We start from the raw sequence: 25213 nt of genomic DNA on the forward strand, positions 1-25213 counted from the left end.
GCCGAAAGAGTTGGTTATGGTTGCATTGCCGCCCGACTCCGGGCAATCTGATAAGGGTGCCTCCTTTGGAGACCGTCCCTCAAACCAGCCCATCAGGAGTAAATGTGACGCAGAGAATACAGGCAGGCAATCTGTCGATACACGAGGATCTCGCCCGGGCCGTGCGAACCATCGCCAACGGCACAGGATTGACCGAAGCCGCCTTTTGGGCCGGAGCCGAAGCCGTGTTCCGGAGCTTCACCCCGCGCAACCGGGAGCTGTTGGCCGAACGCGACCGCATCCAGGCCGCCATGGACGAATGGCACGGGGCGCACCCCGGCCAGCCCGGGGACAAGCAAACCTATCACGCCTTCCTGCGCGAGATCGGCTATCTTGTGCCCGAAGGCGGGGATTTCACCATCTCCACGGAGAACGTAGACCCCGAGATCGCCACCATAGCCGGGCCGCAATTGGTGGTCCCGGCGACCAACGCCCGCTTCGCCCTGAACGCGGCCAACGCCCGCTGGGGCAGCCTGTACGACGCGCTCTACGGCTCGGATGTCATTGAGCGGGACGAGATTCCGGCCAAGGGATACGACCCCAAACGAGGACAGCAGGTCATGGCCTGGGCGGCCGCCCATCTGGACGTCGCCGTCCCCCTGGCCGACGGAGCGCACCGCGACGCGGCCGGATTCAACGTGGTTGATGGCCCGTCGGGCAAGGAAATCTCCGTCTCCCTGCTCAACGGCAAGGGTACATCCCTGCGCGACCCGTCCCAATTCGCGGGCTTCATCGAGCGGGACGGCGAACTCAAGGCCCTGCTCTTCGTCAAAAACGGCCTGCACATCGAAATGCAGTTCGACCCCGAGCACCCGGTGGGCCGCGACCACCCGGCGGGCGTCAAGGATGTGGTCCTGGAGTCGGCCATATCCACCATCCTCGACTGCGAAGACTCCGTCGCCGTGGTGGACGGCGAAGACAAGGCCCTGACCTACCTGAACCTATTCGGCCTGATCAGGGGCGACCTCGAAGCCAGTTTCGACAAAGGCGGCAGGATCGTGACTCGCACCCTGAACGACGACCGGACCTACACCGCGCCCGACGGAGGGACCGTGACCCTGCCCGGCCGGAGCATGCTGCTGGCCCGCACCGTGGGCCACCTGATGACCACGGACGCAGTCCTGCTGGATGGCGAGGAGGTGCCGGAAGGCATCCTCGATACGCTGGCCACCGGGCTGATCTTCCTGCACGACCTCCACAGCGACGGCCGCTGGCGAAACAGCCGGACGGGCAGCGTATACATCGTCAAGCCCAAGATGCACGGTCCCGACGAGGTCGCCTTCACCCGCGACTTGTTCTCGGCCGTGGAAACGGCCCTGGGCATGCCCCCGTTGAGCCTCAAGGTGGGCATCATGGACGAGGAGCGTCGGACCACACTGAATCTCAAGGAATGCATCCGGGCGGCAAAAGACCGGGTCATCTTCATCAACACAGGCTTTCTGGACCGCACGGGCGACGAGATCCACACGGCCATGGAGGCCGGTCCCGTGGTCCGTAAGGAGGCCATCAAGGCCGAGCCGTGGATCGAGGCCTACGAGGACTGGAACGTGGACATCGGCCTGGCCTGCGGGTTTTCCGGCAAGGCCCAGATAGGCAAGGGCATGTGGGCCAAGCCGGACATGATGCGCGAGATGGTCGAGACCAAGGGCGCGCACCCCAAGGCCGGGGCCAACTGCGCTTGGGTGCCCTCTCCCACGGCGGCCACCCTGCACGCCCTGCATTACCATCAGACGGACGTCTTCGCACGCCAGCGCGAGCTGGCCGGGAAGATGCGCGCCTCCCTCGACGCCCTGACCACCCTGCCGCTCATGCGCGGCGAACGCCCGACCGCCGAGGACATCGCCCTTGAGCTGAGCAACAATTGCCAGTCCATCCTCGGCTACGTGGTCCGCTGGGTGGACCAGGGCGTAGGCTGCTCCAAGGTGCCGGACATCAACGGCGTGGGCCTCATGGAGGACCGGGCCACCCTGCGCATCTCCAGCCAGCACCTGGCCAACTGGCTGCGTCATTCCATCTGCACCGGGGAGGAGGTCATGAACACCCTCAAGGCCATGGCCGAGGTGGTGGACCGCCAGAACCAGGGGGATCCGGACTACCGTCCCATGGCCCCGGACTTCGACAAGAGTTTCGCCTTCCAGGCGGCCCGCGACCTGATCTTCAAAGGCGCGCGCCAGCCCAACGGCTATACCGAACCGATCCTGCACGCCCGGCGCCGCCAAGTAAAAGCCGCCGATAAACCCGCCACCGTGGAGAAATAAACATGGCGTCCATCACCACATCCATCTTCGAACTGCTCAAGATCGGCCCCGGCCCGTCCAGCTCGCACACCATCGGCCCCATGCGGGCCGGTTTCGATTTCATGCGTTTGATCCGGGAACTGCCCGAAGCGGACCGCCAAAGCGCCGACGACCTCGAAATCCGGCTGTTCGGCTCCCTGTCCGCCACGGGCGAGGGACATGGCACCCCCCGGGCGATCATGTCCGGGCTGCTCGGCTCCCAGCCCGACACCTGCGGGGCCGACACCCTGGAACAGTTCATGGACAAGGACAAATCCTTCGACCTGGACCTGGGAGGCAAGACCCTGGCCTTTGCGCCCGGCCGGATCATCATGGACGCGGTGCAACACGACTACGCCCATCCCAACACCATGATCTTCCGGCTCAAGGTCGGGGACCGCATCCTGCTGGAACGCATCTACTACTCCGTGGGCGGCGGGTTCCTGCGCTGGGACGGCTGGGAAGAGCCCGAACGGGGCGCGCCGCTCCACCCCTACTCGACCATGGCCGAGTTGAAGAAGCACCTGCGGGACAAATCCATGCGGCTGCACGAACTCATCCTGGCCAACGAAACGGCCATCACCGGAGCCACCGAGGAAGAGATCAATCTGGGACTCGACCACATCATCGCGGTCATGGAGCAGGCCGTGGAAAACGGCATCCGGACATCGGGCGTGCTGCCCGGACCCATCGGCCTCCAACGCAAGGCCGCGGCCATGTACGACCGCGCCCGCCAGGAGTATTTCCAGGGACCGGGCTTCATCAAGGCGCTCAACGCATACGCCCTGGCCGCCTCCGAAGAGAACGCGGCCGGGCACTGCGTGGTCACGGCCCCCACCTGCGGGGCCGCCGGGGTCATACCGGCCATCATCTTCATGCTCAAGCGGCATACCGGGGCCTTGCAGACCGAGGTGCGCGAGGGACTGCTGGCCGCCTGCGCCATTGGTTTCCTGTGCAAGCACAACGCTTCCATCTCCGGGGCCGAAGTCGGCTGCCAGGGCGAAGTGGGTGTGGCCTCGACCATGGCCGCGGCCATGATCGCCTATGCCCGGGGCTACCGCTTCCAGGTCACGGAAAATGCCGCCGAAATCGCTCTGGAACACCATCTGGGACTGACCTGCGATCCGGTGGGCGGCTTTGTTCAGATCCCATGCATCGAGCGCAACGCCATGGGCGCGGTCAAAGCGTTCAACGCCTATCTCATCGCCTCCACCCTGGACGAAAGCTACCAGAAGGTGGATCTGGACAAGGCCATCCGGGCCATGGCCCAGACCGGCCGGGACATGTCCAACAAATATAAGGAGACCTCCGAGGCCGGGCTGGCCCTAAGCTTCACGGAGTGTTGACGATCCGCCGGACGCCCGTCCGGTCCGGCCCCTCTTGTCCGCCCCCGGCCGCCCCCTGAACACGCTTCAGCGGCATAGGCCGGGGGCAGAATTCTCTTGCTTTACAATCGGTTCACTGATAAAAAATCCTCTTGGCTTTTGCCCTTTTTCTTCTTGGGAGTTCACAGTGATTTCTTTCAGAGGCGTCAACAAATGGTATGGGGACTTCCAGGTCCTCAAGAATATCAACCTCAATGTGACCAAAGGGGAAGTGGTCGTGGTTTGCGGGCCCTCCGGATCCGGCAAATCCACCATGATCCGCTGCATCAACCGCCTTGAGCCCATTCAGGAAGGGGACATTCTGGTGGACGGCATGAACGTCTCCGACGCGCGCACCAACATGACTTTGCTGCGCGCCGAAGTCGGCTTCGTCTTCCAGCAGTTCAACCTCTACCCGCACATGACGGTCATGGAAAACATCACCCTGGCCCCCACGCTGGTGCGCGGCATGAGCCGGGGCGACGCCACGGCCATCGGCATGGACCTGCTCAAGAAGGTCGGCATCCCGGACAAGGCCGGGGCCTACCCCTCTCAACTCTCCGGCGGTCAGCAGCAACGCGTGGCCATCGCACGGGGATTGGCCATGCAACCCAAAATCATGCTCTTCGACGAACCCACCTCAGCCCTGGACCCCGAGATGATCAACGAGGTCCTGGACGTCATGAAGTCCCTGGCCCGCGAGGGCATGACCATGGTCTGCGTCACGCACGAAATGGGCTTCGCCCGCGAAGTGGCGGACCGGGTCATCTTCATGGACGACGGCTACCTCATAGAAGAGAACACGCCCGAGGAATTCTTCCACAATCCACAATCCGATAGAACAAAGGACTTCCTCAGCAAGATACTCAGCCACTGACGGATTTTCGCCCTTGCCGGACACGGTGTCCGACAAGGGCTTTTCATACGGACTCAATAACCAGGAGAGGTAAATGAGAGTTCTCAAAGTCACCGCTATGGCCGCGCTGCTGGTCTTGGCCGCTTCCGTCGCGTTCGCCGGGCCCACCTACGATCAGGTCATGTCCACCAAGACCATCAAGGTCGGCCTGTCCAACCAGGGTATTCCCTTCGGCTTCATCGACGACAAGAACGAGTGGGTCGGCTTCGATGTCGATATGGCCACCGAGATCGCCAAGCGCCTCGGCTGCAAGCTCGAAAAGGTCGTGGTCAACAACAACACCCGCATTTCCTTCGTCCAGACCAATCCGCCCAAGGTGGACATGGTCCTGTCCAACATGACCCACAAACGCGTGCGCGACGAGAAGATCGACTTCTCCATCACCTACTTCTTCGACGGCCAGAAGTTCCTGGCCAAGAAAGGCACGGTCAAGGACGTCGCGGACCTGGCCAACATGAAGGTCGGCTCCATGCAGGGCACCACCTCCATCGTCAACGCCACCGCCTACCTGAAGTCTCTGGGCAACCAGAATCCTTCCGTCACCGGCTATGACGGCGAGGTCGCCATGTTCGAGGCCCTGCGTTCCGGCCGCGTGCAGGCCATCACCACCGACTCCACCATCCTGCTCGGCTACGCAGCCAAGGTGCCCGGTCAGTTCGAACTGGTCGGCGACTTCATCTCCGACGAGCCCTACGGCATCGGCCTGCCCCAGGACGATTCCGCCTGGCGCGACATCATCAACTTCACCATCCAGGACATCTGGAAGGACGGCACCTACAAGAAGATCTACAACAAGTGGTTCGGCCCGGATTCCCAGTATCCGTTCCCGCTGACCTCCAAGATCGAGATGTGGCCCTAAGCGCAACGCCTAAGCCGATAATACAGGTCCCGGAGCACCTTGCTCCGGGACCTCTGCCTTAAAAAGAGCACGATGATAAAACGGTACTTCGAAAAAATCTGGGTCCAAAACCTGACCCTCCTCGCCCTGACCGGCCTGGTTATCTACTATTTCGCCTTCATCTTTGAATTCAAATATGATTTCGACTGGGCCGTCTTCTTCGTAGAAGGCCAATACGGCCACATGGGCCACTTGATGCTCAACGGCATCAACACCACCCTGACCATCACCGTTTATTCGGCGGCCATCGCCCTGGTCATGGGCACGGTCTTCGGCCTGGCCCGACTGTCCTCCTTCAAACCGGTCTATTGGTTCGCCACGTGCTATGTCGAACTTTTCCGCAATACGCCGCTGCTCATCCAGCTTTTTTTCTGGAACTTCGCCCTGCCCTACGCCTTTCCCGAGGAAATACGCTTCAAGCTCTTCGACATGAACTTCGAGTTCTGGTGCGCCACCGTGGGCTGCGGCATCTTCACCGGCGCGTTCATGGCCGAGATCATCCGCGCGGGCATCCAGTCCATTCCCAAGGGACTGCTCGAAGCCGCCTATTCCTCCGGGCTGACTTTTCCCCAGACCCTGCGCAAGATCATCCTGCCGCTGGCCTTCCGCGAGATCATCCCGCCCCTGGGCAGCGAATTTCTCAACAACATGAAGAACACCTCCCTGGCCATGACCATCGGCGTATCCGAACTGTGCTGGTCCATGACCGAGGTGTACTCCCTGACCTACCGGACCTTCGAGGCGTTCTCCGTGGCTACCCTGGTCTACCTGGGCCTGTCCCTGGCCATCGCGGGCATCCTCTACATCGTCAACGAACGCCTCAAGATCATGCCCCGCGACAGGATCACCCCCCTGCGCCGGGTGGCGGACGCCCTTTTCTGGCCCTTTGATTTTCTCGGCCGTAAACTGGAATACGTGTTCTGGTATTTCCGCAAAAGCCCGGACCAACGCACGGTCTCGCCCGTGAGACGCGCCCTGAGCCAGTTCTGCAAGCAGCTCGTCCTGGGCCTCAAGATCCTCTTCGTGGCCATCCTGATCTACGTCCTCTACAAGACCGCCATGGCGGTGATCCACTTCAACTGGGAAATCATCCGGGCCAACCTCAAGACGTTGCTCATCTGGCGTTTCCCCGGCGGCGACGACACCGAATTCTGTTACGGCCTGGGTGGACTGGCGGGCTCCCTGCTCATGGCCGCCATCTCCATCACCGGCAGCTTTTTCATCGGGTTGGCAGTCGGCATGGGCCGCACCTCCCGCAACCGCGTCTTCCGCATCCCCTGTCTGCTGTACATCGAACTTATCCGGGGCGTGCCGCTCATCCTGGTCATCCTGTGGTTCTACCAAGCCATCCTCGAATTCGTCTTCAAGGTGGACGTCCAAGCGTTCTGGGCCGCGACCATCGCCATGACCTTCTTCTTCGGGGCCTACATCGCCGAGACCGTGCGCGGCGGTATCGAGAACATCCCGCCCGGCCAGGTGGAGGCGGCCAAGGCCTCGGGCCTGACCTACTTCCAAACCATGCGCAAGATCGTCCTGCCCCAGGCGCTCAAGCAGATGCTCCCGGCCCTGGTCGGCATGTTCATCGCCGCATTCAAGGACACCTCGCTGGCCTACATCATCGGCGTCATGGAGCTGACCCGCGCGGCCTATGCCATCAACAACCGGATCATGGTCTACCCCTTCGAGATCTACACCACCGTGGCTGTGCTCTACTTCGTCTTCAGCTACTTCATGAGCCTCTACGCCAAACATCTCGAACGAAAACTCAGCCCTGAAACCATACGTATCGAAATGTAGCCGGTCCATTGAGGACGCAAAAAAGGGAGGACGCCATAAGCGTCCTCCTTTTTTGCATCCCGGGCATCGGCCGTGCGCAACTTCTGCGCGCTTTGGCCGTGTGCCATTTTTGCTTCTCCATCATTTCAAGCAGTTGCGATTGGCACACGCCTTGCGATGGTTCAGGCAACCGCGAACGCAAACCATTGGAGGCATCATGCGACGCATCCTGATCACTCTGTTGGCCCTGTGCGCCCTCGGGACGGCCGCAACGGCCCTGGCCGGATCCCCGCCGGACGCCCTCCGGCTCGAACCGCCCAAGGGCATGGAAGCCGCCAAGTCCCCGGTGGACTTTCCGCATGGCCGACACACTGGCGCAGTCGCCGACTGTACGGCCTGCCATCACACCTGGGACGGCAAGGCCGAAATCAAGGCGTGCGGCTCGGCGGGTTGTCACGATCAGCCAGGCAAGAAGGGGGAAACCGCCTACTACACCGCCTTCCACGCCAAGGACACGAACCGCAGCTGCCTGGGCTGCCACAAGACCGCCAAGAAGGACGGCAAGCCCGCCCCGGTGTCCTGCAAGCAGTGTCACAAGTAATCCTCCACGCCACATCCTCCCTCGCTTCCACAAAATGAAAAGGCCCGCTCTCAGGCGGGCCTTTTTCAGTCATGCGGGGAGACGGCGCACGGTCAGGAGACGCGAATGGCCTCTTTGACCGCCTTGAGTTTCTTGACCTCGGCCAGTGCCGAATAGAGCTGGTCCAGGTCTTTGACCTCCACGGTGAAGTTGAGCAGCGTGGTCCCGTCCACCTTGGATTCGAAGTTGCCGGAATCGATATTCACGTCCATGTCCGCGAGCATGGCGCAGATGCGGCCGAGCATGCCCGGCTTGTTCAGGCACTTGATCTTGATCTTGGTCGGATACGGCTTCTCCTCCACGCCCTCCCAACTGACCTGGATGAGGCGTTCGTCCTCGAAATGCCCCACGTTGGGACAGTCGATGCGGTGCACGGTCACGCCCCGGCCCCGGGTGATGTAGCCAATGATCGGCTCGCCGGGCAGGGGATTGCAGCAACTGGCGAAACGCACCAGCACATTGTCCACGCCGGATATCTGCAATCCGTCGGCCTTGGGCTTCTTGCCGATCTCCACGCCCGAGGCGACGGTGGGCTGCTGTTCCTCTTCGGCCTCCGAAGCGGTCGGCTTCTCCCGAAGCCTGCGTTCGTCCAGGGTCTCGCCGTGCAGGACCGCGTACAGCCTTTTTATGACCTTGCGCGGGGTGAAGCGGGAAAAACCTATCTGGGTCAAAAGTTCGTCCACGCTACCGCAGTTGAACTCCCCGGCCAGCTTGATGAATTCGCCGTCCTTGATGGCCTTCTGCACGTTGATGCCCACCCGGCGGCCTTCCTTTTCGAGCATCTCCTTGGCCAGGCTGATGGCCCGCTCCTTCTCCACGGTGCGGGTGTAGTGCTTGATTCGGGTCCGCGCCTTGGCGGTATTGACGAACTTGAGCCAGTCCCGGCTGGGCACGCGGTTCTTGTCGGTGATGATCTCCACCGAATCACCGTTCTGCAGCCGGTACTGCAACGGCACGATACGGCCGTTGACCTTGGCCCCGGCGCACTTGTCGCCCACTTCGGAGTGGATGGAATAGGCGAAATCCACAGGCGTGGCCCCGTCGGGCAACTCCTTGATATCGCCGTTGGGGGTGAACACGTAGACCTCGTCCTGGAACATCTCGAGCCGGAGCGAAGACATGAATTCACGCGGGTCGGAAAGCTCACGCTGCCAATCCATGATCTGCTTGAGCCAGGTGTATCGCTCGGCGTCGCGCTTGCCCGCGGTCCTGCCCCGCTTGGTCCCCTTGCCCACTTCCTTGTACTGCCAGTGGGCGGCCACACCGTTCTCGGCGATCCTGTGCATCTCCTCGGTGCGGATCTGGATCTCGATGCGTTCCCCTTCCGGTCCCATGACCGTGGTGTGCAGCGACTGGTACATGTTCGCCTTGGGGATGGAGATATAGTCCTTGAACCGCCCGGGCACGGGCCGCCAGGCTGCGTGGATCAGGCCGAGCACGGCGTAGCAGTCCTTGAGCGAACCGACGATGACCCGGAAGGCGATAAGGTCGTAAATTTCGTCGAAAGTCAGTCCCTGCTGTTCCATCTTGACCTGGATGGAGTGCAGATGCTTGGTCCGGCCGAACACCCTGCCCTTGATCTTGTTCTTCTTGAGCATGTCGTTGATCAGGCCGATGACCTTGTCGATGTACGGCTCACCCGCGGCGCGGTGCTCGTGTACGGCCTCGGAGAGTTGGGCATAGACGTCGGGGCGCAGGTAGCGCAGACAGAGGTCTTCGAGTTCGGTCTTGATCCGGTGCAGGCCCAGCCGGTTGGCCAGGGGCGCGTAGATGTCCTGGGTCTCCTGGGCGATGAGCCGCTGCTTGACCGGCTTCATGTACTCCAGCGTGCGCATGTTGTGCAGACGGTCGGCCAGCTTGACCATGAGCACGCGGATGTCTTCGGCCATGGCCAGGATGAGCTTGCGGATGTTCTCGGCCTGCTGCACGGCCTTGGATTCGAAATCCATGCGGCTGATCTTGGTCACGCCGTCCACGATGTCGGCCACGTCCGAACCGAAAAGCTCCTCGATCTCGTCCACGGTGGTGTCCGTGTCCTCCACGGTGTCGTGCAGCAACCCGGCGGCCACAGTGGCCTCGTCCAACTGCATGTCGGCCAGGAGGTTGGCCACGTTCATGGGATGGGAAATATACGGCTCGCCCGAGCGCCGGACCACACCGTCATGCGCCTGGGCGGAAAAGACGTAGGCCCGCTGGATCAGGTCCAGGTCCGGGTCCTTGATGTATGAGGCCACTTTGTCAGTGATGTCGTTGATGCGAATCATATATGTCCGTCCGTCTTACGGCTGGTGTTGTAGCCGGCGTGGTATCCACCACTTTTCGGAATTGTAGGATATTCCCGCCGGGGCGGCTTTGATATTTTGTATCCGGGCCTGAACGATGGGCAGGGCCATGGGAACGTAGAGAAAACAATAGGGCACTTGGTCGTGCAGGATTTCCTGCACTCTGTCATAGAGGGGCTTGCGCTCATCCTGCCGGACCATGTGGCGTCCCCGTTCAAGCAGTTCATCCAACTCCGGGTTGATGTAGCGGGTGAAATTCAGTCCGCCGTCCACGGCCTGGGATGAATGCCACACATTATAAATGTCGGGGTCCTGCAAGATGTTCCATCCAAGGATAATAGCGTCGAAACGCCCAGTGTCAACGAACTCCTTGAGGAACGCGGCCCACTCCACCGTGCGCAGGGACACCTGGATGCCCACGTCCTTGAGCCGCTGTTGCAGGATGACCCCGGTCTTGATGCGCTGCGAATTGCCCTGGTTGGTGATGATCGAGATGGCGAACCGTTTGCCGTCCTTGTCCAGCCAGCCGTCGCCGTCGGAATCGGCCCAGCCCGCCTCGGCCAGCAGTTCACGGGCCTTGGCCGGGTCATAAGGACGCGGCTTGACGTTCACATCGTACTGCCAGGTGCCCGGTTTGTACGGCCCATTGGCCGCCTCGCCCAGGCCGTAGAGCACGCCCTTGACCAGTTCCCGCCGGTCGATGGCGTAGTCGATGGCCCGCCGCACGCGCACGTCCTTGAAGAACGGATGCCGGAAATTGAAACCGAGAAAGCCGTAGCCCGAGGCCAGGAAATTGAACTTGTGAAAACTGCCGTCCCATCCCGGGCCGGAGGTCTGGTAGAGGTATTGCAGGGGGTCGAGGCCCATCATATCGAGATTCCCGGCCTTGAGTTCCAGGAATTGGGTACCCATATCCGGAATGATCCGGTAGATGATGCGGTCGATGTACGGCTTGCCTTCGAAAAAATTCGGGTTGGCCTCAAGGACCAGCTCGCTGCCCGCGGTCCATTTCTTGAGCATGTACGGCCCGGCCCCGAGAGGCTGGCGGCTGTATTTGGTGTTCAGGAGGTCCTCGCCCTCAAGAGCGTGTTTGGGCAGGATGTTTGTGGCCCAGGAAACCAGCGCCTTGGCAAAGGGCTGATCGTAGGTCACCTCGAAGGAGAATTTCCCGGTCTTGCGGAACTCCTTGACCAACTTGAAATTTCCCGCATAGGCCGTGGGCGTCTTGGGGTCAATGGTCAACCGGTAGGTGAACTCCACATCATCGGCCGTGAGCTGCACTCCGTCGGTCCAATAGATGTCCTCGCGCAGCTTGAAGCGGAGCCGCTTGCCGCCGTCGAGCACTTCGTAGGACTCGGCCGCGTAGGGCACCAGATTGATGTTCTTGTCGTACTTGAGCAGCCCCACGTATATCTGGCCCGCGATTTCATGGGAGGACGAATCCGTGGCCAGAAGGGGAATCAGGTTGCTCGGCTCGCCGATGGTCGGCTGAACCAGGGTGCCCCCCGATTCAGGCTCGGCCGGGACGTCCGCGGAGTCCACCGGAGGCACGGGCGTGGCGGCTCCCCCCCCATCGGAACAGGCGGTCAGGAGCAGGACGCAAAGCAGGGAGGCGATCAGGTTCTTGAGTCTCATTTTCCCTTGCAAAAACAATTTGGTTGGCCCATATAATTATGCGAGCATGGCTGACGTTCCCAGTATGGACCAACGGGTGCGAAAAGCCAAGGGGGCACATAGGGCTGGGGGGAAACAAATCCAGCTTGCCCATTGCTTGAGTTCTATGTAAGAAGTTCTGTTCGAATTTGTTGACCCGATTGATTTTACGAGACCTTAAATGAGCAGCGGTGAAGAACAGATAGTCAAATCCATACTCCAGGATTTTATCGGGGACAGCGTTCCCGATTACATCCTGGAGAGCGCCCATGGCATCGTGGCGGAGAATGGCGTCGCCAAACTGGACCTCAAAAAGCGGGAACAGTATTGGGACATCGACGGCCAGGTGCAGGGAGACGATTTCCAGAATTATACTTCGGAAATCGGTTTGAACCTATCCGACAAGACCATCAACTACTATTGCAATTGCCCGGATTCCTTCTCCGGGGTCTGCCGTCACGTGGCCGCCACGGCCGTCAAGCTGCTCAAATCCCTGGACACCGAATCCGGCGGCGAGATGCCCACGCCGCGCACGGACTGGCGCCAAACCTTCCGCCCCTTCTTCGCCACCGAGCTGGAACCCGAGGCGGGTCGTCATTACCTCATTTACCGCATCTACCCGGAGCTCGGCCGCCTGCAGGTTGCCTTCTTCCGCGCTCGCCAGAACAAGTCCGGCATCTCCCAGGTCCAGAACGAGGTCACTCTGGCCCAGATCGTGGAGAACAAGGACTGGTGCGACACATCCCCGGCCCTGCCCGGCGTGGCCGAACAGATCGGCCATTACCTCGACTACTGGGGCCACAAGGTGGAGATCCCGGCCGGTCTGCACTCCTGGTTTTTCCGCGCGGTCAAGAACGAGTACTATCTGTACCTGCGCGAGACCGACCAGCCCGTGACCATCGAATCCAAAACCATGCAGCTCAAGCTCTCCCCGGCCTTGTCCGAGGACGGCCTGACCTTCGACATCCTGCTCGCCCGGGAAGACAAGATGCCCTTCCCCATCACCGACGAGGAGGAGATATATTTCTACGGCCGGCTGCCGCTGTGGGTCTACTACAAGAATTCGTTCTACCCGGTGCAGACCGGGCTGGACCCCAAGCTGGTCCAGGGCATGGTCGAGCAGAAGCCCATCGTGCCCCATGCCGACGTATCCGAGTTCCTGGACCGCGTCTGGACCCAAATCCCGGTCAGCGATCTCTGGGGCCAGGAGGACTTCCTGGAGCGGGTCGGGCCCATCTTCCAGGACGCCGACTACAATCCCAAGCTTTTCCTGGACGAGGAAGGCTCCCTGCTCGTGCTCAAGATCCAGAACATCTATTCCAACGAGCACGGCGAATTCATCATGCCCGGCCCCAACCCGGACCTGCAGACCGGTTCCTACCACGACGGCGGCAAATCCTACCTGATCCGGCGCGCCCAGGACGAGGAGGCCCGGCTCCTGGCCGAGTTGCAGGACATGAATTTCCAGCCCCGGAACAACCACATCTGGTTCATGGAACAGGAGGAAGCCATCAACTTCCTGCTGGATCATTATCCGCAGTTGGTCGAGGCTTACCGGGTCTACGGCGAGCAGAACCTGACCCGTTACAAGGTGCGCACCACGCAGCCCCAGGTGGTGGCCGAGGTGGAGAGTGACGAGGAGGACAAGTGGTTCAACCTCGAACTGTCCGTGCAGTACGACGACCAGAGGGTGCCCATCGACGTCATCTGGGAGGCGTGGACCAAGGGCAAGCGATACGTCCAGCTCAAGGACGGCTCCTACACCAGCCTGCCCGAGGCTTGGCTGAGCAAACTCGGCCATAAACTCAAGGCTCTGGGCTTTGATCCGGAAAAGGCCCCCAAGCAGCAGTTCAACCAGTTCGAGGCCCCGGTGCTCGAAAAGATACTGGAGGACCTGCCCCAGGCCCAGACCGATGAATTTTTCGTCAAGCTGCGTGAGAAGATCAACAATTTCGACCAGATCAGGGTCATAGCCCAACCCAAGGAATTGCAGGCCACCCTGCGTCCCTATCAGGTCCAGGGCTTGAGTTACCTCAACTTCCTGCGCGAATACGGCTTCGGCGGCATCCTGGCCGACGAGATGGGACTCGGCAAGACCATTCAGACCCTGTCATACATCCAGTCCCTGGTGGACAACGGCGTGACCGGGCCGAACCTGATCGTCGTGCCCACCTCGGTCCTGCCCAACTGGGAGCGCGAGGCCCAAAAGTTCGTCCCCAACCTCAAGCGGCTGACCATCTACGGAGCCAAACGCGAGGGGCTGTTCCAGCACATCAAGGATTCCCATCTGGTCATCACCACCTATGCCCTGCTGCGGCGCGACCTGGACGAACTGCTCAAGTACGAATATGCCAGCGTCATCCTGGACGAGGCCCAGAACATCAAGAATCCGAACACCATCACCGCCCGCTCGGTGCGCAAGCTCGACGCGGGTCTGCGCGTCTGCCTGTCGGGCACGCCCATCGAGAACAACCTGTTCGAGCTCTGGTCCCTGTTCGAATTTCTCATGCCCGGCTTCCTGGGGTCCCAGCACTCGTTCCAGCGCGGCATCGTCAAGCCCATCAAGGACGGCGACGAAGAAACGCTGGACTACCTGCGCACCCGGGTCAAACCGTTCATCCTGCGCCGGACCAAGGCCGAAGTGGCCAAGGACCTGCCGCCCAAGATCGAGACCACCCATTACTGCGATCTGGTGGACGAACAGCGCGAGCTCTACAACGCCCTGGCCAAGAAGCTCAAAGACCAGGTCCTCCGGGACGTGGACGAAAAGGGCATGGCCAAGAGCCAGATGTCCATCCTGGATGCCCTGCTCAAGCTCCGGCAAATCTGCTGCCATCCGCGTCTGCTCAAGCTCGACATGCCCGGCGTGTCCACCAATCTGCCGTCCGGCAAGTTCGACGCCTTCAAGGACTTGGTGGTGGACATCATCGAAGGCGGCCACAAGGTCCTGGTCTTCTCCCAGTTCGTGCAGATGCTTCACGTCATCCGCAACTGGCTGCAAATTCGGGAGATTCCGTTTGCCTACCTGGACGGCTCGTCCAAGGACCGCTTCGAGCAGGTGGACCGGTTCAACGATAATCCGGACATCCCCATCTTCCTCATCTCGCTCAAGGCGGGCGGCACCGGCCTGAACCTGACCAGCGCGGACTACGTCATTCACTACGATCCGTGGTGGAACCCCGCCGTGGAAAATCAGGCCACGGACCGCACCCACCGCATCGGCCAGAAGCGCCAAGTCTTCGCCTACAAGATGATCTGCCAGAATACCGTGGAAGAGCGCATCCTCAAGCTCCAGGAACAGAAAAAGGACGTGGCCGAGGCGATCATCCCCGGCCAGTCGGCCTTGAAGAGCCTGACCCGCGACGATCTCGAGATGCTTTTCGAAATTTGAGTTAAATAGGAATATTTCCTATTTACTTCCCTACCCGGCCCTGATAGTCATCAGCCGTGCCTGTTGACGGCGCACAACCGATGGACTTATCTGAGGGCATCATGAAGTATCCCATGCACTCCCTATACGACCTGGTCACCTTCACCTTCGATCCCCTGCACCATTTCTGGGAAAAGGACTCCACCCAGCGGGCCGTGGCCGGTTTTCTGGTAGTGGTCTTCATTCTCGCACTCATCGTCATCGAAATGAAGCGACAGGGCTGGATCACCGGGCAGCCCGCGGCGCTGATCCCAACCAGCCACTTCATGGCCATCAACCTGGCCTTCACCCTGGTCCTGGTCCTTGAGGTCATCGGCCTGATCTTCACCCTGCCTTGCTCCATCTCCAAATCCGTGGGCAAGCAATTCGAAATCCTGGCCCTCATCCTACTCCGGGACGCCTTCAAAACATTGGCGGACTTTCCGGAACCCATCACCATCACGGGTCACGAGACCGAGTTATGGATGCTTATCTCGGACGGCTGCGGGGCCGTGGTCATCTTCTGTCTGCTCGGCGTGTATTCCCTGCTGCGCAGGAACCTGGACGAGGGCCTCAAGAAGGGCACGCCGCTGTTCAAGTTTGTGGCCGCCAAAAAACTGGTCGCCCTGGTCATGCTGGCCATTTTCGTAGGCATGGGCATCCAGAACGGCCTGCATGTGCTGCACGGCGAGCATCCTTTCCACTTCTTCAAGAGTTTCTATACGGTATTAATCTTTAGCGACATCATGCTGGTGCTCATCGCCCAGCGTTTTCTGCCCGAATTCCGGGCAGTCTTCCGCAATTCCGGGTTCGCCCTGGCCACCCTGCTCATCCGGCTAGCCCTGACCGCGCCCCCCTTCTACAACGTGGCCATAGGCATCGGTTCGGCGGCCTTCGCCTGCGTGCTCACCCTGGTCTACAACACCTTCTATTCGACCAATTCGAGATTTCTTCAGAAACGAATGTAAGAACGGCCCGGACGGGCTTCAGAACAGCGCGCGCACCGAGCGAGCGTCCAGGTCGGCCGCTTCAAGGGCGAGCCCATGGTCCGTGCGCAGGACCGTGCACCGGGCGTTGCCGGGCTTGAAACGGAACAGGTCGTCCAGCGGATGGCCCGACACCCGGCAGAGCACCGCGCGGATCACGCCCGCATGGGTCGCCGCCAGCACAGGCTGCGGTCCCCGGGCCAACTCCGCAAACGCGCTCATGGCTCGGTCGGCCACGTCCGCAAAGCTCTCGCCGCCGGGCACCCGGAACTGGGCGAGCCGCCGCCCACGCGCCGCGTATTCCGACGGGAACCGCTCACGGATGGCGGCAAAGGACAGGCCGTCCCATGCCCCCATGTCGATCTCGTCCAATGCGGGCAGCACTTCCACATCCTGGCCCAGCCGTCCGGCAAGGGGGGCGATAGTGGCCAGAGCACGGCCCGCCGGGCTCGAACAAAGCCGCGCCCACGGGACACCGCCCAGGACATCCGCCAGATCGCGGGCCTGTTCCCGGCCCTCCGACGAAAGAGGCAGGTTCGTCCTTCCCACGCACCGCCCCTCGCCGCCCTCGGTCCGACCATGCCGTAAAAGCACGATCACGCTAGGGCCTCCCGGGCTATATGCTCGGCCGAGTCGGCCATCTCGCGGTCGAACCGGGCCATGATATTCCTGGCGCGATCAAGCCGCCCCAGAATGGCCTCCTCGGCCCCTTCCTCATTTTTATACTGGGCCACCTTTTCCAGATAACGCTCCTCCAGCGGGACCGGGCCGTGACAACGGACCAGCTTGTCGGCCAAAAAAACGACCTCCTTCTCGGTGATAGGCGCATCGTCGGACAGGGCCACGTCGAAATGGGCGGCCACGATGTCGGCGGCGTCGGGAAAGCCGTGAGCGCGCAGCAACTCGGCTCCGGCGGCCTCATGCCGCTTGGTCCCCTTGCCGATGTCGTGGACCAGAGCCGCACCCAGGACCAGGCCGGGGTCCAGCCGGACAGCATCCGGCCGCTCCGGCAGACGCGCGTTCAACCGTTCGCACAAGGCCACGGCCACCTTGGCCACAGCCCGGCAATGGTCCCGGATATGGTCCGAGACCCCCTGCAGCCGGAACAGCTCACCGCACTCGTCCGGCAGGGGGTACCCCACCCCCGCCACGGCCAGGGCCAGATCGTAGCCCTCGGGGTGGTCCAGGTCATGCGTGATCCCGAAATCGGCTACGTCCAGGTCGAGCGCCCTGTCCTCGAAAAGGTCCAGCACGGTCCGCAGCCCCCCGCTCCCGTTGTGGGCGGAAATGGCCGGAATGACTTCGGCCCCGATCAGGGGCGGATGGCCGCGCTCCCCGCCGAACCGGGGATAGAGCACGGACGGCCGCGTACGTTTAAATTCCTTCAAAAGACGGGCCACGGTCTCGGGCCGCACCAGGGGGATGTCCGCCGGAAGCATGAAAAACGCCTCCACGTCCGCACCCAGAGCACGCACCCCGGTCAAAACCGATGAATACATGCCGCGCTCGAAGGCCGGATTATACACGGCCGAAGCGCCGGCCTCCATGGCACACGCAGCCACATCGGCGGCGCGCTTGCCCGTTACGACCACAATCCGGTCCACGCCGCACGTCTTGAACAGGCGCACGCAACGCGACAGGACCGTGCCGCCCATAAGTGGCAGCAGCGGCTTGAACCGCCCCATGCGCGAGGACCGCCCGGCTGCGGGAATGACCGCCGCAACACCACCCATTACGCTTTCCCCGCGCGGACCTGGATGAGTTCGCCCACAATGCTGACCGCGATCTCCTCCGGGGTCTGACCGCCAAGGGGCAGGCCGATGGGACTGTGGCAACGGTCGATGTCCGCCTGGGTAAAGCCGCCGGACAGCAGGGAGTCGTAAATCTTGTTTCGCTTGGTGGAACTGCCGATCATGCCCACATAGTGCGCCCGGGTGCGCAGGGCCTCGGCCAGGACGTTGCGGTCGTGCAGATGGCCGCGCGTGACAATGACCACGAAAGCCTCGGGGTCATCCCGGAAGGAATCGCAGCACCCTTCGAAAGAATCCAGGACCACCACTTCGTCCGCTTCGGGAAACCGTTCGCGGTTGGCGTATTCGGAGCGGTCGTCCAGGACCACGGTACGGAAGCCGACCATGGCCGCCACCCGGGCGGTGAACCGGGACACATGCCCTGCCCCGAAGATATACAGCGGCGCGGGCGGAATGAACGGCTCGTCCAGGAGCATGGGATCGGCATCGCGCGAGAAGACCGGCACATCACGCCCCGGCCTGCCGGGAATCAGAGCATGCCCGACGATGCGAGGGGACTCGCCGCCCGCGATGCGCGTTTCGAGGGTCGAAGCCACGCCCGTGCGCAGCCTGTCGTCGAGTTCGGCGTAGGCAAGGGCGCCATCTCCGCCGGGCGCAACCATCTCAAGGAGCATGGACAGGCCGCCGCCGCAGATCATGTCGGAATCGGCGGCAAGCTCCTGGGTCATATCCACGAACATCAGTCTCGCTTCGCCGTCCGCCGCCCCGTTGGACAACATTTCCCCGGCGGCCCGGCAGGCGCGGGCCTCGGCCAGGCCGCCGCCCACGGTGCCGAAAATGGACCCGTCTGGCCGCACGGCCATCTTCGCGCCCGAGGACCGGGGCGTGGACCCGGAACTCTCCACTACCGTGACCAGAACAAAGGGTTCTTCCGCTCGCACCAGTCCCGCCACGTCACGCACAAACGCTTTCATCATGCAACTCCTATCTCTATGCGCCGCTTACCCAGTCCCGGAACAGCCGGTCCGGCGCCATGCTTGTTTTCGATATCCACATTCAGGCTCCCGTCCGCAAGCCCACCGGCCACGGCAGGCAGCCGCTTCAGGGCCTCCAGGATCGCGTCGGCCCGACCATCGCCGCAGACCGTGAGATGCAAAGTGTACCCCTTGAGCCGGGCCACGAAATCCGCCACGCCCGGCACGGCATACAACGCCTCGTTCAATTCCCGCAAAGTCAGAATTCCGGACGAAAGCGGCACGCCGTCGCGCCTGCGCCGAACCAGCGGATCCAACCGACGAAGCGGGCTGCCGCAGTCGCACCGCCCGGGCAGGATACGGCCCACGTCCCCGGTGTGGTAGCGAATGATCGGCATGCCTCTCTTGAGGGGCGTGGTCACGACCATATCGCCGAACACGCCGTCCGGAAGCAAACGGCCCGTGTGCGGGTCCACGATCTCGACGAAGACGTCGGTCTCGCGCAAATGCATGCCCGAGCCGGGCACGCATTCCACGGCTCCGCCCAAACCGGTCTCGATCATCCCCCAATGGCGGTAGACCCGACAGCCGAGCAGGTCGGCCACGGCCGCGCAAACCGCGTCCGGGATGATGTCCCAACAAAGCAATGCGGACCGGATGACGTTCCCGGGCAGGCCGCGCACGCTCCAGGCATGGGCCAGCAGGTTGACATGGGCCGGAGAGCCGACCACGCAGGAAACCCCTTCGGACAGGCATTGGTCCACGGCCGCCCCGGCGTCCGTCAATTCACCGTGGGTCACGGCCCGCGAACCTTGGCGCTCCAAGGCATCGCCGAGCAGCCGCCCCACTCCGCCGGGCCGCGCTCCGGGCAACAAGACCAGGACCGTCCCGCCCGGCTCGACCATGTTGGCCATGCCCCAACTAAAAAAGTCCCGCGTGGCTTCAAGATCGGCAGTAGTGTGAAAGATACGCTTGGGCGTGCCCGTGGTCCCGGAACTGGACAGGGTGACCACCCGCTCTATCTCGTCGCGGGACACACTGAGGAGCGAGTCCGGATTGGTCCGCAACAACTCCGGCTCAATCATCGGCAAATGGGAAAAATCGTCCAGGGATGTCAGATTCGCCGTGTCCACGCCGGCAAGATGCCTCGCATAGTGCGGACTGCCCCGCCGGGCATGGTCCACCAGTTCCTTGAGCCGTTCAAGGAGCCAGGCGTTCAATTCGGGCCGGGTCGGCACCGCTTCCCGCCCCATGCGCCCGGCCAGCCAGCGGTCAAGATTCGACAGGCTCATGACATTTGCCCCGATACAGGGTTTCGCCGCCCATGGACGTCAGGTTGTAGGCGCAAAACGGAATGAGCCGCCCGTCCGGCGAAACCTCGTGAATGCAACATCCCTTGAGCCGTTCCAGATCCAATGTCCAGCAGTCCTGAAAAGCCATGGCCGACACGGCGAAAGTATGGGTGGCCGCCCGTCGGATAAAAACGTCCAGGGCATCCTCGGACGCTCCCCCGGCCACGTCGTCCGGCGCGGCGTCGAAAGCCATGGGCAGCCGGCTGTCCGGGGCGGCCCACTGCCGTTTGACAAAAGCCTTGGACGCATCCGCTCCTTCCGAGGCGGGACGCGGAGCGCATCCGCAGGAACCGCCCGAGGAAAGCCGGGTCAACCCGCCCGTCTCGGTGACCACGTAGTTGGCGTGGAATGAGCAGAGGGCATGTTCGCAGCCGGGCGGCCGAAAATCCGCCGCCCGAAGCATGCCGCCCGTCTGGGTTTCCAGCCCCCGCATGATCTCGGGCAGGGTGATGCGCTCTCCGTCGTCCGGCGCCTTGGGATAGCGGCCGAAATAACTGACCGGCTGAAAATGCACCCCCCGCACCGCCGGGGAACGCTCCACGCCCAGCCGGAGGATCTCGCCCAGGTCACGGTCGTTGACCCCCGGCACCACCGTGGGCACCAGGATGACACCCACCCCGGCCCCGGCCAGGGCGTCCAGGGCCTGAAGCTTGGTCTTGAGCAGGGCGCGGCCCCGCAGGGTCTCGTAAATCGGGTCCCGCACGCCGTCGAACTGAAGGAAAACCGAGTCCAGCCCAGCCTCGGCCAGCCGGGCCGCATAGCCCGATTCGCGACCGAGCCGCAGCCCGTTGGTGTTCAGCTGGATAAACGGAAAGCCCTTGGCCTTGCCTAGCCGAATGATTTCGGGCAGGTCTTCGCGCACCGTGGGTTCGCCGCCCGAAAGCTGGATGTTGCAATGCCCCGAAGCCACCTCCACGCGATCGAAAAGACGCCCCAGGTCCTTCAAGGAAGGATCGGGCGAAGCCGCCTTGCCGGAGGAGGCGAAACAGACCGGACACCCCAGATCGCAACGCCAGGTGACCTCGATGAGCGCCGTGCAGGTATGCTGGCGGTGGGCGTCACACAGCCCGCAATCCAATGGGCACCCCAGCTCCACTCTGGTGAACGGCGTTTTGGGCCCGGATGGGACCTTGGGCCGCACCCAGGAGGCGAAGGACGGCTCGCCGCGCCAGACCACGGTGCGAAATTCGCCGTGCTCCGGGCAGGTCTTGACCAGAAAGGTCTCATTGCCCACGGTCTCGTGACTGGCGGGAATAGCTTTCAGGCAGACCGGACAAACGCTTCTCGGGCTCGAATTCACGGCAGTTCGCGCCCTTCGGCCGGATCCAGCCCGTTGTCCACCAGAATCTCTCGAACCTTGGCGTTGGCGTCGGCCACCAATCCGCCGCAGCGTTCCGGGTGGGGTTTGCCACAGCCGCCGTCCAGAATGGTGCCACAGGTGATGCCGCCGTATTCCAGGGTCCGCTCCGTGAACCAGTCGCGCAGGGACTCCAACATGACCGGCAGAACCTCCTCGGGCTCTTCCATGTCCAATCCCTTGCCCGCGTACAACCCGAGCGCCAGGACCGCCCCGGTGAGCACACCGCACGGCCCGGAGCAGTCGCCCAGGCCGTTGCACAGTCCACCCGCGGCCCGGATCAGGTCCGGGTCCTCACGGCCCATCTCGTCCAGGGCCATGACGACCACCATCTGACTGCAACAATATCCCTTTCCGGCCAGCTCCATGACCCGAAGTCCGGCATCGTCCAACATAGTCATGCTCCTTGTTTTCGCGCGATCATCAGGAAATAGCTCAATCCCCGCCCGCAACCGCAGGCCCCCCCGTCGCCGGCCCAGGCGAGCCGGGCGGCCAGGTCCCGCAGATGGGCGGAATGATCTTCCAGCACCTCGACGGTGAAGCCGCCGTCGCGGACCAGTCGGGCGGTCTCGGCCAAGGGTGCGGCCCGGTCCGCGCAGGACGCGCCATCCCCCGGAACGGATGAGGCCGCGCACAGGTCGGATAGGACCAAAAAACCGCCGGGACGCAACACCCGACGGAATTCGGCCAGCCCGACGGCCCGGTCCTCAAACAGGGAAAAAACGCACTCGCAAAAAAGCGCGTCAAAGATTTCCGGCAAAAACGGCAATTGGTCGCCGCGCGCCCGGACAAGCCCCGGTGCGCCCTGCGCCCGGATGAGCTGGTCGGCCGAAGGCTCCACGCCCCAGGCCTGCACACCATAACGCGAACGCAGCCGGGCCACTGTGGCCCCAAGCCCCGCGCCCACATCCAGGACCCGCCAACCCGGCACCGCGCCGATGTGGTCCGCCGCCCGGTCGGTCAACTCGAAGCCGCCCGGCCTGAGCGTTCGCCCGGCCACGGCGCGCAGCTCCTCCCGCTCCCACAGCGGACGCGGCGCACAGGACACGATTACTTATCCTCCAGCAACTGCTCCACTTGATACATCTTGCCCAAGGCGAGGTGTTCGGGAATGAGCACGTAACCGCATTGCGGGCAGACAGGCAGCTCCACGGTGAACTGAGAGTTGAGATAGGTCAGTTCCACCGGTTTCATGACCATGTCCTCGTCACAGGCGGCGCACCGCCAGCCCCCGGCCCCGGTTCCCGGCACCGTGATCACGCTCATGGCTGCCCTCCCTTTATCTTCATGCGATGACACCAGGCGTTGTGCACCAGGTACCCGTCGTCTCTCGATTCGTATTCCACCCAGTAGGTCACCACGGCCGGGCGGAACGAGGCCAGGAAACGGCCGGTCTCGCCATGGACCAGGTGCCTTCCCGAGCGCTCGGCCTGAAGCAGGACCTTCTGCACGTCGCTCGTCAGGATGCGCCGCGCCTCCATGGCCGCCGCCCCCGCCTCGGTGCAGGTCATCCGGATCTTCTCGAAATCCTCGGCCGACACCCCGTCGGCCTCGCTCCACAGCTCGCGCAGAAGCCTTTCGCGCAGGCGAACGCGATTCTCGCGCCGCTCGGAATGGCCCGGCGTGGGCCGCGCGCCCGGTTCGCCGTCGCCTGGGTACAGCAAGTCGTAAAGATGCATGGTCCGCTTGCCCGTGCGGGCGATCATCTCCCGGCACATGGCGCAATAGGTCACGTAGTCCTCGGCCACGGCCTCGGCCCGCGCCCGTGCGGCCGCTTGACCGAGTTCCGGATCCACCTCGTTGAGCAGGCCGCCATAGCCGCAACACTGGGTCAACTCGCCGTTGTACTCCGGCTCGACCATAGACACCCCGAGGGCATCCAGCAGGCCGCGCACATCGGCGCGCAACGCTCCGTCCTCGCGGGCGGCGCAGGGGTCGTTCACGGCCAAGGTCCCGCCCGCCCTCAGGGCGGTCTCCGGCAACCCGAGGGCATTCAGGATGGACCAGTGGGAGACGATCTCCGCGTCCGGCATGGCCTCGCGCAAGGTCTTGATGCAGGAAGGACAGGCCGCGATGATGCGCGGCGAACCGAGGCCCTCCCAGGCCGCCTTCAATTCGGCCAGGGACTCCTCGAACAGGGCTTCGCGCCCGGACCAACGGGCCGGAGCCCCGCAACAACGCAAAATCAGCCCGACCTTGCCCAGCCGGGCCCGAAGGTCCGCGTAGGCGCGCTCCGCGCCGCCGGGGTCGGTGGCGGTCAACTGGCAGCCGGGGAAAAAGACGTATTCGCTCTCGGTCGCGCCCGGCGCGTGCCGGGCCAGGGCGCACTTGACACCGTCGGCAAAGGCCATGTCGCGCAGAGCGAACTCGTGGGCCGAAGGCGGCATGGTCCCTTTGTCGATCATGCGCCGCCGCGCTTCAAGGCAGACATCGTCCATGGCGAAGTCCTCGGGACAAACAGTCCCGCACAACCCGCAAAGCATGCACGAATTGATCAGCTTGTTGGCCTGGCGCGTGCCCCGGACAATGGCCTCGTTGTTGTAGACCTGGCGTATGTAGACCTTGGGGTATTGCTTGTAGTGCTTGAGATAGACGCACCCCTTGACGCACTCCATGCACTCGCACTTGAGGCAACGGGCGGCTTCCCGCACGGCGCCCGCCTCGTCGTACCCTCCATCGGCGGGGACCGGCTCGACCGGGTCAACCTTGTCCAGGCGGGTGTACAGACGCGTCTCGTAGGGACCTTCGAGCTCACGGCTCTTGACCATGGACACGCCTTGGGAAAAACGCAAAATGGAATTGGCCGCGCGACGTCCGGCCGCGGCCATGAAAACCGGCGAGGTCTCGCCCGTCCTGCCGACAAAAAGGCCCAACCGGTTGGTACCGAGCGTGATCTCGTCGGGCTCGCCGAAGGTCAGCATCGTTTCGGGCACGCCGTCGCTGTCGATAAAGACCGCGTCGCGCCCCTCCAGTTGCGCCTCGACCAGCTCCGGGGTAAGCGCGGCGTCCCGCTCGATGGTCACGCCCATGCGGTCCATGACCGCGAGTTCCCCGTCGAGCACCCCGTCGGGCAGGACAACGCCCACGTCCGGCCGGGTACAGTAGACGGTCACGGCGAACCCTTTGCGGGCAATCTCCCAGGCCGCGCACAGTCCGGTCATGGTTCCGCCGATGACGGCCACGGATTTACCGTTGCGCGGCAGGGGGCGGGGCGGTTTGGGCGATTGGGCCGCGTCCGCCAGGAACCGTTCCAGCGCCCCCATCTCTATGGAGCCGCCCTTGTCCTTGCGCAAACAGGCCGCCTTGCACGGCGCGTCGCAGATTCGGGCCAGCACCCCGGGCAGGGGCATCGTCTTGGCCAGCACGGCCCAGGCCTTGTCCACGCGGCGCGCAGCCAGCAGGGAACAGCACTCGCGTGCGTCCACGTGCAAGGGGCAGGCCGCCGTGCATCGGGGAGATTCCTCCTGGATGCACTTGTATTCCCACTGTCTGAGTTCCGCTTGTTCCATAGCTCACCATTACGGAAAAAGGCGGCCCATG

Annotated in this window: 19 protein-coding genes; 8 read left to right on the plus strand and 11 right to left on the minus strand. The window is 63.0% G+C overall.

Annotation, left to right across the window (positions count from 1 at the left end):
* The first annotated feature begins 104 nt into the window (after positions 1–104).
* The 6 genes from J0909_RS05485 (at position 105) to J0909_RS05510 (ending at position 7870) form a co-directional block, all read left to right on the plus strand.
* Entirely contained in the window at positions 105–2297 is a 2193-nt protein-coding gene (locus J0909_RS05485) for a malate synthase G (protein WP_207261138.1), read from the plus strand.
* Between the two features lie 2 nt (positions 2298–2299).
* Entirely contained in the window at positions 2300–3661 is a 1362-nt protein-coding gene (locus tag J0909_RS05490) for an L-serine ammonia-lyase (RefSeq protein ID WP_207261140.1), read from the plus strand.
* Positions 3662–3827: 166 nt separating this feature from the next.
* Positions 3828–4556 carry an amino acid ABC transporter ATP-binding protein gene (locus J0909_RS05495; protein WP_207261142.1) on the plus strand — a complete coding sequence of 243 codons (729 nt, stop codon included), beginning with the start codon at positions 3828–3830 and terminating at the stop codon, positions 4554–4556.
* 73 nt (positions 4557–4629) lie between these two features.
* A complete protein-coding gene (locus J0909_RS05500; RefSeq protein ID WP_207261144.1) occupies positions 4630–5454 on the plus strand; it encodes an ABC transporter substrate-binding protein in 825 nt (274 codons plus the stop codon).
* Positions 5455–5526: 72 nt separating this feature from the next.
* Positions 5527–7290: an amino acid ABC transporter permease gene (locus tag J0909_RS05505; RefSeq protein WP_207261146.1), complete on the plus strand. Its 1764-nt coding sequence runs from the start codon at positions 5527–5529 to the stop codon at positions 7288–7290.
* 196 nt (positions 7291–7486) lie between these two features.
* Entirely contained in the window at positions 7487–7870 is a 384-nt protein-coding gene (locus J0909_RS05510) for a cytochrome c3 family protein (RefSeq protein WP_207261148.1), read from the plus strand.
* A 92-nt stretch (positions 7871–7962) separates the two neighbouring features.
* Here the strand turns inward: J0909_RS05510 and J0909_RS05515 are convergent, their stop codons facing one another.
* Together J0909_RS05515 and J0909_RS05520 are read right to left on the minus strand one after the other, a co-directional pair.
* Positions 7963–10173 carry a RelA/SpoT family protein gene (locus J0909_RS05515; protein WP_207261150.1) on the minus strand — a complete coding sequence of 737 codons (2211 nt, stop codon included), beginning with the start codon at positions 10171–10173 and terminating at the stop codon, positions 7963–7965.
* Positions 10174–10188: 15 nt separating this feature from the next.
* On the minus strand, positions 10189–11826 hold the full coding sequence (locus tag J0909_RS05520) for a peptide-binding protein (protein WP_207261151.1): 1638 nt from the start codon (positions 11824–11826) through the stop codon (positions 10189–10191).
* A 199-nt stretch (positions 11827–12025) separates the two neighbouring features.
* Between J0909_RS05520 and J0909_RS05525 the strand changes: the two genes are divergently transcribed.
* Complete coding sequence (locus J0909_RS05525; RefSeq protein WP_207261153.1) at positions 12026–15235, plus strand: DEAD/DEAH box helicase; 3210 nt, start codon at positions 12026–12028, stop codon at positions 15233–15235.
* 101 nt (positions 15236–15336) lie between these two features.
* Positions 15337–16221: a hypothetical protein gene (locus J0909_RS05530; RefSeq protein ID WP_207261155.1), complete on the plus strand. Its 885-nt coding sequence runs from the start codon at positions 15337–15339 to the stop codon at positions 16219–16221.
* 18 nt (positions 16222–16239) lie between these two features.
* On the opposite strand, the gene J0909_RS05535 is transcribed toward J0909_RS05530, so the two are convergent.
* From J0909_RS05535 to J0909_RS05575, 9 genes are read right to left on the minus strand one after another with little or no spacing between them, the layout of a single operon-like run.
* Positions 16240–16839, minus strand: coding sequence for a histidine phosphatase family protein (locus J0909_RS05535; RefSeq protein WP_207261157.1), 600 nt, complete (start codon positions 16837–16839; stop codon positions 16240–16242).
* Complete coding sequence (locus tag J0909_RS05540) at positions 16836–17972, minus strand: DVU_1551 family NTP transferase (protein WP_207261158.1); 1137 nt, start codon at positions 17970–17972, stop codon at positions 16836–16838. Before J0909_RS05540 ends, J0909_RS05535 begins: the two co-directional genes overlap by 4 nt.
* Positions 17972–18967: an XdhC family protein gene (locus J0909_RS05545; RefSeq protein ID WP_353616740.1), complete on the minus strand. Its 996-nt coding sequence runs from the start codon at positions 18965–18967 to the stop codon at positions 17972–17974. Before J0909_RS05545 ends, J0909_RS05540 begins: the two co-directional genes overlap by 1 nt.
* Entirely contained in the window at positions 18964–20256 is a 1293-nt protein-coding gene (locus J0909_RS05550) for a DVU_1553 family AMP-dependent CoA ligase (RefSeq protein WP_207261159.1), read from the minus strand. The genes J0909_RS05545 and J0909_RS05550 overlap by 4 nt, the downstream gene beginning before the upstream one ends.
* Positions 20237–21616 carry a radical SAM (seleno)protein TrsS gene (trsS, locus tag J0909_RS05555; RefSeq protein ID WP_207261160.1) on the minus strand — a complete coding sequence of 460 codons (1380 nt, stop codon included), beginning with the start codon at positions 21614–21616 and terminating at the stop codon, positions 20237–20239. Before trsS ends, J0909_RS05550 begins: the two co-directional genes overlap by 20 nt.
* The gene (locus J0909_RS05560; RefSeq protein ID WP_207261161.1) at positions 21613–22068 is read right to left on the minus strand and encodes a DVU_1555 family C-GCAxxG-C-C protein; all 456 of its coding nucleotides are present in this window, start codon (positions 22066–22068) and stop codon (positions 21613–21615) included. The genes trsS and J0909_RS05560 overlap by 4 nt, the downstream gene beginning before the upstream one ends.
* Before the next feature lie 2 nt (positions 22069–22070).
* Positions 22071–22721, minus strand: a complete 651-nt coding sequence (trsM, locus tag J0909_RS05565; RefSeq protein WP_207261162.1) for a DVU_1556 family methyltransferase — start codon at positions 22719–22721, stop codon at positions 22071–22073.
* Positions 22722–22723: 2 nt separating this feature from the next.
* The gene (locus J0909_RS05570) at positions 22724–22939 is read right to left on the minus strand and encodes a DVU_1557 family redox protein (protein WP_207261163.1); all 216 of its coding nucleotides are present in this window, start codon (positions 22937–22939) and stop codon (positions 22724–22726) included.
* Positions 22936–25182 (minus strand): pyridine nucleotide-disulfide oxidoreductase/dicluster-binding protein, encoded by a 2247-nt coding sequence (locus J0909_RS05575; RefSeq protein ID WP_207261164.1) that lies wholly within the window; start codon positions 25180–25182, stop codon positions 22936–22938. Before J0909_RS05575 ends, J0909_RS05570 begins: the two co-directional genes overlap by 4 nt.
* Between the last annotated feature and the right edge of the window lie 31 nt (positions 25183–25213).

This window comes from Desulfovibrio sp. Huiquan2017, from assembly GCF_017351175.1.
Classification (GTDB): Bacteria; Desulfobacterota; Desulfovibrionia; order Desulfovibrionales; family Desulfovibrionaceae; genus Pseudodesulfovibrio.

What these genes read in the sequence shown, in the direction of transcription:
- J0909_RS05490 (WP_207261140.1), top strand. Translation starts at nt 2,300, where the DNA reads ATGGCGTCCATCACCACATCCATCTTCGAACTGCTCAAGATCGGCCCC.
- J0909_RS05500 (WP_207261144.1), top strand. Translation starts at nt 4,630, where the DNA reads ATGAGAGTTCTCAAAGTCACCGCTATGGCCGCGCTGCTGGTCTTGGCC.
- J0909_RS05505 (WP_207261146.1), top strand. Translation starts at nt 5,527, where the DNA reads ATGATAAAACGGTACTTCGAAAAAATCTGGGTCCAAAACCTGACCCTC.
- J0909_RS05510 (WP_207261148.1), top strand. Translation starts at nt 7,487, where the DNA reads ATGCGACGCATCCTGATCACTCTGTTGGCCCTGTGCGCCCTCGGGACG.
- J0909_RS05515 (WP_207261150.1), bottom strand. Translation starts at nt 10,173, where the DNA reads ATGATTCGCATCAACGACATCACTGACAAAGTGGCCTCATACATCAAG.
- J0909_RS05520 (WP_207261151.1), bottom strand. Translation starts at nt 11,826, where the DNA reads ATGAGACTCAAGAACCTGATCGCCTCCCTGCTTTGCGTCCTGCTCCTG.
- J0909_RS05525 (WP_207261153.1), top strand. Translation starts at nt 12,026, where the DNA reads ATGAGCAGCGGTGAAGAACAGATAGTCAAATCCATACTCCAGGATTTT.
- J0909_RS05530 (WP_207261155.1), top strand. Translation starts at nt 15,337, where the DNA reads ATGAAGTATCCCATGCACTCCCTATACGACCTGGTCACCTTCACCTTC.
- J0909_RS05540 (WP_207261158.1), bottom strand. Translation starts at nt 17,972, where the DNA reads ATGGGTGGTGTTGCGGCGGTCATTCCCGCAGCCGGGCGGTCCTCGCGC.
- J0909_RS05545 (WP_353616740.1), bottom strand. Translation starts at nt 18,967, where the DNA reads ATGATGAAAGCGTTTGTGCGTGACGTGGCGGGACTGGTGCGAGCGGAA.
- J0909_RS05550 (WP_207261159.1), bottom strand. Translation starts at nt 20,256, where the DNA reads ATGAGCCTGTCGAATCTTGACCGCTGGCTGGCCGGGCGCATGGGGCGG.
- J0909_RS05560 (WP_207261161.1), bottom strand. Translation starts at nt 22,068, where the DNA reads ATGTTGGACGATGCCGGACTTCGGGTCATGGAGCTGGCCGGAAAGGGA.
- J0909_RS05570 (WP_207261163.1), bottom strand. Translation starts at nt 22,939, where the DNA reads ATGAGCGTGATCACGGTGCCGGGAACCGGGGCCGGGGGCTGGCGGTGC.
- J0909_RS05575 (WP_207261164.1), bottom strand. Translation starts at nt 25,182, where the DNA reads ATGGAACAAGCGGAACTCAGACAGTGGGAATACAAGTGCATCCAGGAG.